Origin of the sequence: Protofrankia sp. CiP1_Cm_nod1 (assembly GCF_920888515.1) — a bacterium.
Classification (GTDB): domain Bacteria; phylum Actinomycetota; class Actinomycetes; order Frankiales; family Frankiaceae; genus Protofrankia.
In genome coordinates this window covers 1-12,964 of the sequence record NZ_CAKKTM010000427.1, presented here as the reverse complement: position 1 = coordinate 12,964, position 12,964 = coordinate 1, and the positions used below count along the sequence as shown (strand labels likewise).

The 12,964-nt window shown below is 71.8% G+C and carries 11 protein-coding genes, 1 tRNA gene and 1 pseudogene; 9 read left to right on the top strand and 4 right to left on the bottom strand.

What is annotated here, in order from left to right; genetic code table 11:
- Positions 1 to 601, top strand: a 601-nt coding sequence (locus NBX02_RS19440) for a 3'-5' exonuclease (RefSeq protein WP_250292497.1), incomplete at its 5' end; no start/stop codon positions are given.
- Positions 602 to 1,223: 622 nt separating this feature from the next.
- On the opposite strand, the pseudogene NBX02_RS19435 reads toward NBX02_RS19440, so the two are convergent.
- Positions 1,224 to 1,947, bottom strand: a pseudogene (locus tag NBX02_RS19435) (class I SAM-dependent methyltransferase).
- Positions 1,948 to 2,404: 457 nt separating this feature from the next.
- Here NBX02_RS19435 and NBX02_RS19430 point away from each other — a divergent pair.
- Positions 2,405 to 3,361, top strand: coding sequence for a CAP domain-containing protein (locus NBX02_RS19430; RefSeq protein WP_250287280.1), 957 nt, complete (start codon positions 2,405 to 2,407; stop codon positions 3,359 to 3,361).
- A 187-nt stretch (positions 3,362 to 3,548) separates the two neighbouring features.
- On the opposite strand, the gene NBX02_RS19425 is transcribed toward NBX02_RS19430, so the two are convergent.
- On the bottom strand, positions 3,549 to 4,619 hold the full coding sequence (locus NBX02_RS19425; protein WP_250292495.1) for a family 16 glycosylhydrolase: 1,071 nt from the start codon (positions 4,617 to 4,619) through the stop codon (positions 3,549 to 3,551).
- Between the two features lie 229 nt (positions 4,620 to 4,848).
- Positions 4,849 to 5,895, bottom strand: coding sequence for an MBL fold metallo-hydrolase (locus NBX02_RS19420; RefSeq protein WP_250286277.1), 1,047 nt, complete (start codon positions 5,893 to 5,895; stop codon positions 4,849 to 4,851).
- A 307-nt stretch (positions 5,896 to 6,202) separates the two neighbouring features.
- Between NBX02_RS19420 and NBX02_RS19415 the strand changes: the two genes are divergently transcribed.
- Positions 6,203 to 6,391 carry a hypothetical protein gene (locus NBX02_RS19415; protein ID WP_250286279.1) on the top strand — a complete coding sequence of 63 codons (189 nt, stop codon included), beginning with the start codon at positions 6,203 to 6,205 and terminating at the stop codon, positions 6,389 to 6,391.
- A gap of 208 nt (positions 6,392 to 6,599) precedes the next feature.
- On the opposite strand, the gene NBX02_RS19410 is transcribed toward NBX02_RS19415, so the two are convergent.
- A tRNA-Arg gene (locus NBX02_RS19410) sits at positions 6,600 to 6,671 on the bottom strand.
- 73 nt (positions 6,672 to 6,744) lie between these two features.
- On the opposite strand from NBX02_RS19410, the gene NBX02_RS19405 reads away from it, so the two are divergent.
- The 6 genes from NBX02_RS19405 to NBX02_RS19380 form a co-directional block, all read left to right on the top strand.
- The gene (locus NBX02_RS19405; RefSeq protein ID WP_445548535.1) at positions 6,745 to 7,137 is read left to right on the top strand and encodes a response regulator transcription factor; all 393 of its coding nucleotides are present in this window, start codon (positions 6,745 to 6,747) and stop codon (positions 7,135 to 7,137) included.
- A 67-nt stretch (positions 7,138 to 7,204) separates the two neighbouring features.
- Positions 7,205 to 8,263 (top strand): DALR anticodon-binding domain-containing protein, encoded by a 1,059-nt coding sequence (locus tag NBX02_RS19400; protein ID WP_250286282.1) that lies wholly within the window; start codon positions 7,205 to 7,207, stop codon positions 8,261 to 8,263.
- Between the two features lie 190 nt (positions 8,264 to 8,453).
- Positions 8,454 to 9,737: a homoserine dehydrogenase gene (locus tag NBX02_RS19395; RefSeq protein ID WP_250286292.1), complete on the top strand. Its 1,284-nt coding sequence runs from the start codon at positions 8,454 to 8,456 to the stop codon at positions 9,735 to 9,737.
- Entirely contained in the window at positions 9,734 to 10,933 is a 1,200-nt protein-coding gene (thrC, locus tag NBX02_RS19390) for a threonine synthase (protein ID WP_250286284.1), read from the top strand. Before NBX02_RS19395 ends, thrC begins: the two co-directional genes overlap by 4 nt.
- The gene (locus tag NBX02_RS19385; RefSeq protein WP_250286287.1) at positions 10,930 to 12,117 is read left to right on the top strand and encodes a homoserine kinase; all 1,188 of its coding nucleotides are present in this window, start codon (positions 10,930 to 10,932) and stop codon (positions 12,115 to 12,117) included. Before thrC ends, NBX02_RS19385 begins: the two co-directional genes overlap by 4 nt.
- 448 nt (positions 12,118 to 12,565) lie before the next feature.
- Positions 12,566 to 12,964: Rho termination factor N-terminal domain-containing protein (locus tag NBX02_RS19380; RefSeq protein WP_250292492.1), on the top strand; the 399-nt coding region annotated here is incomplete at its 3' end.

The following is a 12,964-nucleotide window of genomic DNA, read 5'->3' as shown; positions in this document are numbered from 1 at the left end:
GTCCGGGACAGCGCCGGGCACCCGGGGCGGGCCGGTGCCGCCGGGCGGGTCCGCGCCGCAGCCTCCGGCCGGACCGCCGAGCGAGGCCGAGGTCCGGTACGCGCTGGACGTCCTGACCCCGCTGGCCACCGAGTGCGGCGACGACCTGGAGCGTTTCCGCTCGGAGATCGCGCTCGGTGCGGAGGTCGACACCTTCGACCCCCGGGCGGACCGGATCTCCCTGCTGACGCTGCACGCCGCCAAGGGGCTGGAGTTCGGGTTCGTCGTCATCATCGGCTGCGAGGACGGCCTGCTGCCGCTGCGCTGGGCGGGCACGTCCCCGTCCGGCGTGGTCGCCGGTACGAGCGGGGCCGGCGGACTCACCAGGAGTGACAGCGACGACAGTGACGAGGAGGAGCGGCGGCTGCTGTTCGTGGGCATGACCCGGGCCCGGGAGCAGCTTGTGCTCACCCACGCGGCCCGCCGTGGCCGGCAGGTGTCCGAGGTGCGGCCGTCGCCTTTCCTGGATGGCCTGGGCGCGCCGCTGCTCGAGCGCCGTTCCGGCCCGCTACGGCCCCGCCGGGCCCGCCCGGACCAGGGACGCCAGCTCCGGCTGATCTGACCACGGCCGGGTCGGATCATGGCTGGTCCGGCCGGCGGCCCCGGCCCCCCGAAAACGCCGGCCGAGCAACACGGATGTGTCCTGAAATCGCGTGACCGAACACTGTCGAATCGTGAAAGCGAGGGGACGGCCGGCCGGCTGTCGAGCCTGTCGCGGAACCGTGCCGGTCAGGGGCGGCAATCAGCCAGAAGCGGCAATCAGCCAGAAGCGGCAATCAGCCAGGGGCGGCAATCAGCCAGGGGCGGCAATCAGCTGGACTCCGCCGGGACGGTCACCGGCCGCTGGCGGGTGAACGCGGCCCGCCGGGCCCGGGTCCGGCGCTCTTCGGTCTTCTTCACCGGGCCCTTTTCGGCAGGCTCTTGTCGCCGCGCACTGTCGCAGCTGTTTTCGTGGCTACTTTCCCTTGTTTACTTTCCCTGGTTCGTGCCAGGCGTGGAAGTGGCGCCCGGCACGAAAAGGGCAGGGGCGTCTCGCTCGTGACGGCTGGTCGGCCGGTGGCCCGGGTGCCCGGGCCACCGACGGCCCGGTCCGGTAGTGGTTGCCGCCGGGCGTGAGCCGCCGGGTAGCGCCGGTGCCCGGGCCGTCAGTCGTCCGCGGACACGGCCGCGGCGCCGTCGGCCGGTCAGCGCCGGCGGAAGACCATGGCCAGGTTCCAGGTGGCGACCTCCCGCAGGCCCGGGACCCGCAGGATCGGCCTGGTCCAGGCCGGCAGGTAGCGCGGCATGGCGGTTACGACGTCGATCCCGTGATGGTTGTAAGGCCCACTCCAGGGCATCGGCCACCGCCACCGGGAACAGGCTGCTGCCGTAGCGGTTCTTCGGTGGGGTCCCGGTGCGGCGCTCGTAGCGCCGGGCCGCGCGGTGGCCGCCGAGGTAGTGCCAGGGCGCGGTCTCGTGCCCGCCCCAGGGCGAGAGCCAGTTGGTGAAGCTCAGGAAGATCACCCCGCCGGGCCGGGTGACCCGCACCATCTCCTCGCACATCCGCCACGGGTCCGGCACGTGCTCCAGGACGTTCGACGAGTAGCAGATGTCCACCGAGGCGGTGGCGAACGGCATGTCCAACGCGCTGCCGAGCACCCGCCCCGGCTCCACGATGCCACCGGCGCTCAGCTCGGAGATGTCCGGCTCGACCCAGAGGTAGTGGGCGCCGGCCTGCCGGAAGGCGGTGCGGAAGTAGCCGGGGCCGCCGCCGACGTCCAGGACGAGCGAGCCGGCCAGCGTGGTGAAGTGGCTGAGCTGGTGCACGGAGTCGGCGGCCAGCAGCGAGTAGAAGCCGGCCGGCTCGACCGGCTCGCGTCGGGCGGCGCGGAAGAGCCGGACGGAGCGTCCGATCGAGGTGCTGGCAATCGGCGCCGGCGCACGGCCCGTGGGCGCCGGTTCGGGATGTGCTGCCTGTGTCGCCGCTGCCCGTACCGGGGCGGCCGGAGCGGACGGGGCTGCCGGCGTACAGACCGCCGACGCCGGTTCCGGGGTTTCCGGCGGCCTGCCGCCGGCGGTGGGATGTGTATCTGGAGCGGGATGTGTATCTGGAATGGATGAGGATCCGCGAGGGGCGGACACCGTCTCGGCCATGCCAGGGACACTAACACCCCTGGCCGCGGCCAGAATGTGACTTGTCGGACGCTTTTGTCCGAATCAAGGGAATTCTTTGGTCGCAGCCCGGGACAATACGTGATACTTATTCGTCTTTATAAGAGAAATCGAAGGCATGCTGGCGGACCGACGGCCCGGTTTCCGGCCGCCGTGATTCACTCGCTGAGATTCACCGGTCACGGATGACGACAGCCACCTACTCGGAGTGATCATGATTGAGCTGGTCGCCGGTGCCAACCGGCCGTTGCCGGATGGCACCCTGTCCGTTCACGTGGCCGGGCCGTTCGACCTGTCGCTTCTTATCACCAGTGGTAACGGGAAGGTCGCCGGGGACGGCGACTTCGTCTTCTACAACCAGCCGTCCGCGCCCGGGGCCCGGCTGGCCGGCGACGGCGCCAGCATCGACCCGGCCCGGCTGCGTCCCGCGGCAACCAGGGTGGTCATCGCCGTGAGCCCGGCCGACACCGGCGTGACGCTCGGACAGCTGCCGCTGCCGGTCCTGGACGTCCGTGGCCGGGGCGGCGCCCCCGTCGCGCGCTTCGCCCCGCCGCGGCCACGGCAGGAGACCGTTCTGCTGCTCGCGGAGATCTACCAGCGTGAGGCCGGGTGGAAGATCCGGGCGCTCGGTCAGGGCTATTCCGACGGCCTCGCCGGGCTGGTCCGCGACTTCGGCGTCCAGGTCGACGACGACGGTGCCGCGCCGGCGGGCCCACCGGTGATCCCGCCGCCTGCACCGGCACGGCCGGCCGCCTCACCCGCCGCCGGTGGGGACATCAGCGGGGGCATGGTCCCGCAGGTCGTGGCACTGGTGAACGCCGAACGCGGCAGGGCGGGCCAGCGCCCGCTCACCGCGGACGCCTGCCTGGCCCTGGCGGCGCAGCGGCACAGCGAGGACATGGCGGCGAACAGCTACATGGACCATGTCAGCCTGGACGGCCGGACAATGACCGACCGTGCGGCCGCGGCCGGTTACCGCTACCGGATGCTGGGCGAGAACGTGGCGGCCGGCCAGAACAGCCCGGCGGAGGTGATGACCGGCTGGATGAACAGCCCCGGGCACCGCCGGAACATACTCAACGGGGATTTCACCCAGATCGGCGTCGGCTGCGCGCGCGGCGGTGATTACGGCATCTACTGGGCCCAGGTTTTCGGCACGCCCGCCTGCTGAGAAATCCAAGGTGACAGGAAATCAGAAGTGACAGGAAATCGGAAGGGAGGGCAGGCCGCCGGATCGGCCGGCCGAGTCCGCCGGCTGCGTCACCGCCCTGTGACCGGCGCGGATCGACCGGTCGCGGTGACGCGGCCGATCCGGCGGGCCCATACCGGCCCCGGTGGCGCCGCGGCCCTGTCGGCGGTTACGGGGCCTGCTGGTAGATGTGGACGTAGTCGATGTCGACGCTGCTGGGGAACCGGGTGGCGCTGTTGGGCGCACCACCCCAGCTGGAGGGGCCGCCCACGTCCAGGTTCACCATCAGGTACATCTTCTCCGAAGGAACCAGGTTTGTCAGGCGGCCGGTCTGCACGCCGTCGATGTAGAAGGTCAGCGCACCCGGCTCCCACCTGGCGGCGAAGTTGTGATAGTCGGCGCTCCAGTCCGCATGCCTGGTCTTGAACTGGTTCTCACCGCCGTGCTTGGTGTGCAGCGTCTGGAAGATGGTTGTCTGGTCCTCACCGATGAATTCCATGATGTCGATCTCATCGAGTGTGTAGGCCGGGTTGTACAGCCAGATCGCGGGCCAGAACCCCTTGCCCTTCGGCAGCCTGGCGCGGACGTCCACATAACCGTAGGTGAAGAAGTACTGCTGGTCGCTGTTGATGATGCCGCTGGTGTACGGGAATATCCTGCCGTTGAAGTTGTAGGGGGTCTGGCTGGCGGTCAGGTGCGCATTGCCATCGCTCTGCGTCACCGCGGACGGCGAGTAGCAGTTCTGCGACCCGTGGTTGCCGGAGTTGGCCCCGCACTGGGCGCCCTGCCAGACGTTGGTGACCCACTTGGCGGGGTCCAGCACGGATGCGTTGAACTCGTCGCCGAACACCAGGCGCCAGCTGTCGTCGAGTCCCGGCGGCCGGCTGGCGGGGGCGGACGCGAGCGGCGGGCGGGCCGGGTTCGCCACCAACGGAGCGACCAGGGCCTGCGCGGGCGCTGCCTGCTGCGTCGGCCCCTCCGCGGGCGCCGACGGCTGAGCCGGCTGGCCGGCCGGGGCGGCGGACGCGTCATGCGACGGACGCGCCGCCAGGTAGGCCCTGGCAGCCTGCTGCGCTATGGACGAGGTGGGGGGCGCGGAGGACTCCGGTGACGTGGACGTACGAGGGGCCTGGCAGGCCGCGAGAGCAACACCCAACGGCAGTGCCAACGCCGCCGCCAGGAGCCGCCGCCGGGTCCTGAACCTGGATCTGATCGGTGCGGAGGACAGAAGTCTGGGCAACATGAGTCCTTACATGTCCGGTCCCCTCCGGCGGAGGGGAGCGTAACACGCCCCTGTGCGCACACCTAGCGCCGACAAGCAACGTTCCAGCATGCTAACAACAATCGATCTGTTTTTAGGATGAAATACCACGATAGATCTTCTTTTCCGTCACCGTCCGTCGTCGTTTCTGCCAGGATCCGTCGTCCAGTAGCGGATGTCAGCCATGGGGCCCTCAGCCATGGGGCCCTCAGCCACGAGGGGCGTAGCGCACAACGCCGTCCTCGGCGGTGGCCGCCACCAGCTGGCCGTGTTCCACCAGCAGGTCGAGGTGCGCCTCGATCTCGAGAACGGCCAGCGTCTGGCTGGTCGTGTCGAGTTCGTCCAGCCGCCGTTCCCGGCGGGTCCAGCGCATCGCCGACGCGACCTGGAACGCCGTCTCGGCGCCCGCGCGGACATTGCGGGCGGCGCTGTCCAGACGTGCCTCGTGGTGGGCCAGCAGTTCCTCGACCCGCCGGTGCACGCTGGTGGTGACCGGGCCGTGCGCGGGCAGCAGCAGCGTGTCGGGCAGGCCGCCCATCAGCCGCAGCGACTGCAGGAAGCTGCGCAGCGGCGACGGTTCGGGCGCCCACTCGAACCCCAGTGATGGGGTGATGTGCGGTAACACGTGGTCGCCGGCGAACAGCAGGCCGTTGGCATTGTCACGAAGCACCACGTGGCCGCGGGTGTGCCCGGGGGTGGCGAGGACGTCGAGCCTGCGCTTCGCCAGGCCGACGACGTCGCCGTCGTCGAGCCAGCTGTCGGGGGTGCCCCACGGCGCGTCCTGCGAGTGGTCCGTCTCGTGCAGCAGGTATCGGGCGTAGCGTTCGGCCAGCTCGGGGGCGCCGCAGCGCAGCAGCATCGCGATCTGTGGACGGGCGAGGACCTCGGTTTCCCCGCCGGCGTGTATCGAGTGGCGCTCCTCCCGGCCGATGCTGACCTTTGTCCCGAACCGCGCGCGCAGGGCGAGGGCCTGGGTGTAGTGGTCGTGGTGCGCATGGGTCACCACCACGCGGGAGACGTCGTCGAGCTGGTAGCCGAGCGTGCCCAGGGCGGTGACCAGCGCGGATTCGGTGGACGGCATGGCCCAGCCGGAGTCCACCACGACCAGGCCGTCGTCGTCCGGCACGACGTAGACGTTCACGGCGCGCAGACCGCTGTACGGCAGTGGGAGCGGGATGCGGTAGACCCCGGCCGCCACGGGATGCGCGCCGGGCTCCGTCCAGTCGTCGGGCTGTTCGTTCGGCGGCGGTGGCACGCACGTCTCCTCGATCGGTTCTTCGGCCGGCGGCCGCGACGCTCTCGGCCTATCCAGCGTCATCCATCTAAATATAATTAGAATTAATATATTTTACTGTGCCGACCGGCCGCCCGTCTCCCGCCGCGCCAGTTCCCCCCGGCGGGACGCGAACGGCCCGAGACGCAAGTGATCATTGTCTTCCGTCCGCTGCCCGGTCCGTTGTCGACGACGGGCATCCCCGCCCCGGGGCCGATGTTCCGCCGGCCCGGCCGGCCACGCTCATCACCTCCCTGGCCGGTCGGCCTGCCCGGGCCGGGAGGTTCTGTTGGACGTCGAGTCGCGCAGGCTGGAGGCCGAGCAGCACTGGTCCGCGATCGAGGAGGCCTACGCCCGGATCCAGCGGGAGGATCCGGCGGGCTGGCAGGGATACCTCGATGAGCCGGGCAGCTGGGAGTCCGGTACCAGCGGCACCGACGAGCCGGCCTCGCTGGAATGGCCGGAGTTCAACCGTTGAGGGTCCGCCGTGGCGATGCATGAGCTTCGCCGGTTGGGCATGATCAGAGCGCGATGACGGTGACCGCTTCGTCCAGCCCGTGGAAGCCGTCGGCGTTGCGGGTGTACAGGGCCGAAGCTGGAGCCAGTGGAAGGTAGCGAATCTATGTCCTGAAGTAGCTATTATGAGCAGGAAAAATGCAGCTCTTGCTACTGTAAGTCACAACGTGTGCCCCCGGCAGGATTCGAACCTGCGCACCTGCCTCCGGAGGGCAGTGCTCTATCCCCTGAGCTACGGGGGCTCCGGGGCTGCGGCTCTTACCGTACCAGGCCCGTGGGGGTGGTCATCCGGCCGGGTAGCCGTAAGCTCCGGATGTGTACTGCGAAGCCCCGCGCGTCCTCGTCGTGGATGACGACGCCGTGATCCGCCAGCTTGTGGTGGTCAACCTCGAGCTGGAGGGCTTCGAGGTGTACACCGCGGTCGACGGTTTCGACTGTCTGGAGCGGGTCCGGTCCGTCGCGCCGCATGTGATCACATTGGACGTCATGATGCCGCACCTGGACGGCTGGGACGTGGTTGCCCGCCTGCGCGAGGATCCCGCCACGGCGGACATCGCGGTGGTCCTGCTGTCCGCGCGCGCCCAGGCCGCGGACCTCAGGCGTGGGGAACGGCTCGGGGTGGACTACTACCTCACCAAGCCCTTCGACCCGGACGAGCTGATCGGGGTCGTGCGCCGGCTCGCCGCCGGCCGCGGCCAGCCCGTCTGAGGTCACGACCGGCCCGTCCGGGGTTCGGCGGCCGGCCGGGGCCGGTGCGCGCCGATAGCATCACGCCATGACTCCGGCCGATCTCGCGGAAACCCTGCGGGCCATCGTTCGCGATCTTGTCGCGGACGACGAGCTCGACGTGGAGGTACCCGCGACGGTGCCGGTCGCACGTCCCAGGGCCGCGGGGCATGGTGACTACGCCACCCCGCTCGCCCTCCGGCTCGCCCGGCCGGCGCGTCGGCCGCCGCGGGAGATCGCGGAGGCGGTCGCGGCCCGGCTGCGTCTGGACCGGGCGGTGTCCGCTGTCGATGTCGCCGCCGGCGGCTTCCTCAACATCCGGCTGGCGAGTGACGCCCTCGGCGAGATCGCCCGGACGGTCGTGCGCGCGGGCGACGGCTATGTCCGCGACATCGCGGCCCGGGACGTCGCGGCCCAAGACGCCGCGGTCCGTGGTGCCGCGGGCGACGGTGTCGTGCCCGGTTTCCGGCGGCCGGACAGCGACGACGATCAGGCGGGCCGCCGTGACGGCGGCGATCACGTCGGCGGCGGGCGCACCGCCACTGGTTCGATCGCCGGCCCCGCCGACCTGGCTGGCCTCGCCGACCTGGCTGGTCTGGCCGGCTTGGTGAACGCGGTCGGGGCGGACGCGGCCCGTTATTCGCTCGCCCGCCTCCCACCGGGCAGCGTCGGTGTGCGCGACATCGACCTCGACGTCATTGCCAGGCGGGCCAACGACAGCCCGGTTTTCCGCGTCCAGTATGCTCATGCACGTATTTGTCTGCTGCTGCGCAATGCCGGGCAGTTGGGGCTGGGGGTGGATGTCGAGGGCGCGGACGTGTCCCTGCTGACCCATCCGCGCGAGGGCGATCTGCTGCGGGCGCTGGGTGATCTGCCGAGGGCCGTCGCGGCGGTGGCTGAGCCGTGGGCACCGTACCGGGTCGCGCGTTACCTCGAAGAGCTCGCCGATACCTACCATTGTTTCCAGGGGGCATGCGAGGTGCTGCCCCGGGGCGACGACGCGGCAGGGGCGCTCACCGGGGCGCGGCTGCTGCTCGCCGACGCGACCAGGATCGTGCTTGCCGGTGGCCTCCACCTGCTGGGCGTGTCGGCTCCGACGAGGATGTGACTGTCGTGCGTGACCAGGCCCGTTCGCCCGTCCACCAGCCGGTACCCGCCGGTGGCTGTGCCGGCACGTCCACGATCGGCAGGGCCAGGCCCACGGCCGGCAGGGGCACGTCCACGATCGGCAGGGGCATGCTGGGGCAGGCCACGGGGAGAAGCTCCGGTGAGGAATCCGCGATGAGGAACCGGCGATGATGAGGATTGCGCTGCTGGGGTGTGGTGTGGTCGGCAGTGACGTCGTTCGGCTGCTGCACACCCATGCCGAAGATCTCGCCGCCCGGGTGGGCACGCCCCTGGAGCTGGCCGGCGTGGCCGTCCGCCGCCCGTCCATCGCGCGCGACCTCCCGGTCGATCCGGCGGTTTTCACCGGGGACGCGGCGGCGCTGGCGACCCGGGACGACATCGACATCGTCGTGGAGGTGGTCGGCGGCATCGAACCGGCCCGCGGCTGGCTGCTCGCCGCGCTGCGCGCGGGCAAGTCGGTGGTGACGGCGAACAAGGCGCTGCTGGCCACCCACGGCGCGGCGCTGTACGACGCCGCCGCCGCGCACGGCGTGGACCTCTACTACGAGGCGGCGGTCGCCGGCGCGATCCCGCTGCTGCGCCCGCTGCGGGAGAGCCTCGCCGGTGACCGGGTCCGCCGGGTGCTCGGCATCGTCAACGGCACCACCAACTACATCCTCACCCGGATGGACGAGACCGGTGCCGGCTTCGCCGAGGCCCTTGAGGAGGCGGCCGCGCTCGGGTACGCCGAGGCCGACCCGAGCGCGGACATCGACGGCTTCGACGCCGCCGCGAAGGCGGCGATCATCGCGCAGCTGGCGTTCCACACCCGGGTGACCCTGGACGACGTCCACCGGGAGGGCATCGGTGACGTCACCGCCGCGGACATCGCCAGCGCCCGCGCCATGGGCTGCACGGTGAAGGCGCTCGCCATCGCCGAACGGTCGGTGGAGGCACCCGGAGTGAGTGTGCGCGTGCACCCGGCGATGATCCCGCGGACGCATCCGCTGGCGGCGGTCCGGGAGGCGTTCAACGCCGTGTTCGTCGAGGCGGAGGCGGCCGGTCAGCTGATGTTCTACGGCCGTGGGGCCGGTGGCTCGCCCACGGCGTCCGCGGTGCTCGGCGACCTGGTCGCGGTGGCGCGCAACCGGCTGGCCGGCCGGCGTGGCCCGGGGGAGTCCGCCTACGCGGCCCTGCCCGTCCTGCCGATGGGCGCGACCGTGACGCGCTACCACATCAACCTGGACGTGACGGACAAGACCGGGGTGCTCGCCTCGGTCGCCGCCGCGTTCGCGCGCCAGGACGTGTCCATCCAGAGCGTCCGCCAGGACGGTCACGGCGACGACGCGAGTCTGGTCCTGATCACGCATGCGGCCACCGACGCGGCCCTGTCCGCGACCGTCGAGGAGCTGCGGGAACTGGACGTCGTCCGCGCCGTCGCGAGCGTGATGCGGGTCGAGGGAGGTGAGCTGTGACGACAACATCGCGTGCCGCGACGGTGCCGGTGGGGTCGCCTGCGGCGACGGTGCCGGTGGGGTCGCCTGCGGCACGGGCAGCCGTGCCGCAGGCGGTCGCGGGCCCCGCCGCCGAGGCGGCGCGGGCCGCCAGGACGCGCCGGGTGTGGCGGGGAGTGATCGAGGAGTACCGGGACCGGCTCCCGGTCTCCGCGGACACGCCGGTGGTCTCTCTCCGGGAGGGCGGGACCCCGCTGCTGCCCGCGGCTCACCTGTCCGAGCTGACCGGCTGCGAGGTCCATCTCAAGGTCGAGGGTGCCAACCCGACCGGTTCGTTCAAGGACCGTGGGATGACGATGGCCATCAGCCGTGCGGTCGAGGCGGGTTCCCAGGCGGTGATCTGCGCGTCCACCGGCAACACCAGTGCCAGCGCCGCCGCGTACGCCGCTCGTGCCGGGCTGACCTGCGCCGTGCTGGTGCCGGACGGCAAGATCGCGATGGGGAAGCTGGCGCAGGCCCTTGTCCACGGGGCCCGTCTGCTGCAGCTCGACGGCTCCTTCGACGACTGCCTGCGGGTCGCCCGCGAGCTCGCGGACACCTTCCCGGTCACCCTCGTCAACTCGGTGAACCCGTTCCGCCTGGAGGGGCAGAAGACCGCTTCCTTCGAGATCGTCGAAGATCTGGGCTCGGCTCCCGACGTCCACTGCCTGCCGGTCGGAAATGCGGGGAATATCACAGCTTACTGGCGCGGCTACGTCGAGGAGGACGCGCGCAGCGGCGCCGGCCGGCCCCGCATGCACGGTTTCCAGGCGGCCGGTGCCGCCCCCATCGTGCGCGGCAGCGTGGTGGACCGGCCGCAGACGATCGCCACCGCGATCCGGATCGGCAACCCCGCGTCGTGGGACCTTGCCGTGCGGGCCCGGGACGACTCCGGCGGCGGGATCGACGCGGTGACCGACCGGCAGATCCTCGCGGCCTACCGGCTCCTCGCGCATCGCGAGGGCGTCTTCGTCGAGCCCTCCAGCGCGGCGAGCGTCGCCGGGCTGCTGCAGGCCCGGGCCGCGGGCCGGGTCGAGGCCGGCGAGCGGGTGGTGTGCACCGTGACGGGCAACGGGCTGAAGGACCCCGAGTGGGCGATCAGCGGGGCGGCCAGGCCGGTGACCATACCGGCGACGGTGGCGGCCGCGGCCACGGCGCTCGACCTGCACGGGTCGTGAACCACCCGGCGGCGTCACCGCTGCTGACCGTGCCCCGGACGGGCCAGACGGCCCGGGTGCGGGTACCGGCGACCAGCGCCAACCTCGGCCCGGGCTTCGACGCCTGTGGTCTCGCCCTCGGCCTGTACGACGAGCTCACCGTCACCGTCACCGGCGCCGGTCTGTCGATCGAGGTGGCCGGTGAGGACGACGGCGCCCGCGACGAGACCCATCTGGTCGTCCGCGCCCTGCGGGCCGGTTTCGCCGCGGCCGGTACCACTCCGGCCGGGCTCCGGCTGGCCTGCGTCAACCGCATCCCGCACGGCCGGGGCCTGGGCTCGTCGGCCGCGGCGATCGTGGGCGGCCTGCTGGCGGCGAGCGCGCTGGGCGGCGGCCGGCCGGGCATCCCGGAGGCCTTCGCGCTCGCCTGTCGGCTCGAGGGGCATCCGGACAACGTCGCCGCCGCCCTCTACGGCGGTTTCACCATCGCCTGGCACGACGGCGACGGCCCGCCGCGGGTGGCCCGTACCGACCCGCCCGAGGACCTGCGGCCGGTCGTGTTCGTGCCCGCCCGCCGCCAGTCGACGGCACAGTCACGGGTGGCGCTGCCGGCGAGGGTGCCCCACGCGGACGCGGCGATGAGCGCCGGGCGGGCCGCGCTGCTGGCGATGGCGATGTCGGGAAACCCGTGGGCGATGCCGGGAAACCCGCGGCCCCGCCCCGGTGGGGCCGGTAGCGCCGCGGAGGCCTCCCCGCAAACGCCCGGGCCGGAAAACGGCGGCCGCGTCGCTGCCGGCCCGAGGGACGGCCAGCCGCGTGGCGACGGGCGGAACGGGTGTCCCGGCCTCGCCGGTGACCGGCCGGCCGGCTTTCCCGCCGGAACGCCGGCCGGGAGCCAGACCGGGAGTCAACAACGCGTCCGGCCGGGCGCTGTGTCCTGGCGGGACGCGCTGCTGGCGGCCGTCGACGACCGGCTGCACCAGCCCTACCGGCTGCCGTCCATGCCCGAGACCAGCGGTCTGCTCGCCCGGCTGCGGGCGGCGGGGCTGGCGGCCGTCCTGTCGGGTTCCGGACCGACGGTGCTGGCGCTGGCCGTCGACGAGGACCAGGCCGCCCTCGCGCGGGCCTGTGCCGGCGGGGATTTCAGCGTGTTCGACCTGCCCGTCGACCGGGACGGGGCGCAGGCCAGGCTCGTCGTCGGCTGACGGCCCGGCCGCTGCCGCCGCTGCCGCGGCCGGTGGGGAATCCTCCACAGCTTCCCGAGCGACAGGCGCCGATGTGTCCGTTCCGCGCGTGGCACGTCTGTCCGGCATGCTCCGTAAGTCCGGTGGACGCTCCTCACGAGTACGGCACATCGGCTGAAATGGCCCCGGCCCGGGCGGGAAACGGATGACTCCGAAGCAATACGCCGGCAAGGATGTTGCCCAGGTGACTGCGTCTGGATAGTCTGGTGGCTGCACCCGCTGCTGCCGCGGCGCGTGCTCGCCCGCCGGTGCCACCGGCTCCTCGTAGCCGGAACCTGGTACCGGACTTGGTGCCTCAGCCTCGTCATCGAAGCCTCGGCCAGCACCGGTCAAGTCCTCAGCGGGACAGACGAGTTCGCACGCGGTACTCAGCCGTTGGCGCCGTCATGGGCGCTCTGCCTGCCCACCGGTGCTGAATATCGTTTCCATGTGGGATGCCCAGGCGAAGAAGGTCAACAAGTATCACCCGGCTTCCGTAAGCCGGTCCCTTCAGGGAAGGAACATCTTGAGCGACACCACCGACGTGCTGCCTGACAGCGCACGTGAGTCTGCGGGGTCACAGACACCGACGTCGTCCGTGGACACCGGCTCCACGCGACGCCGGCGCTCAGGCACCGGCCTTTCGGCCATGCTGCTACCGGAGTTGCAGGCCATGGCGGCTTCGTTGGGTATCCAGGGCGTGGGACGTCTGCGAAAGGGGCAGCTCATCGCGGCGATCCAGAACGTGCAGGCTCCCAGCGGCCAGGCCGACGACGCCCCGGCCGGGACGCCGGGCGCCGCGGCCGTCCCCGCCGCGCAGCCGGAGCCC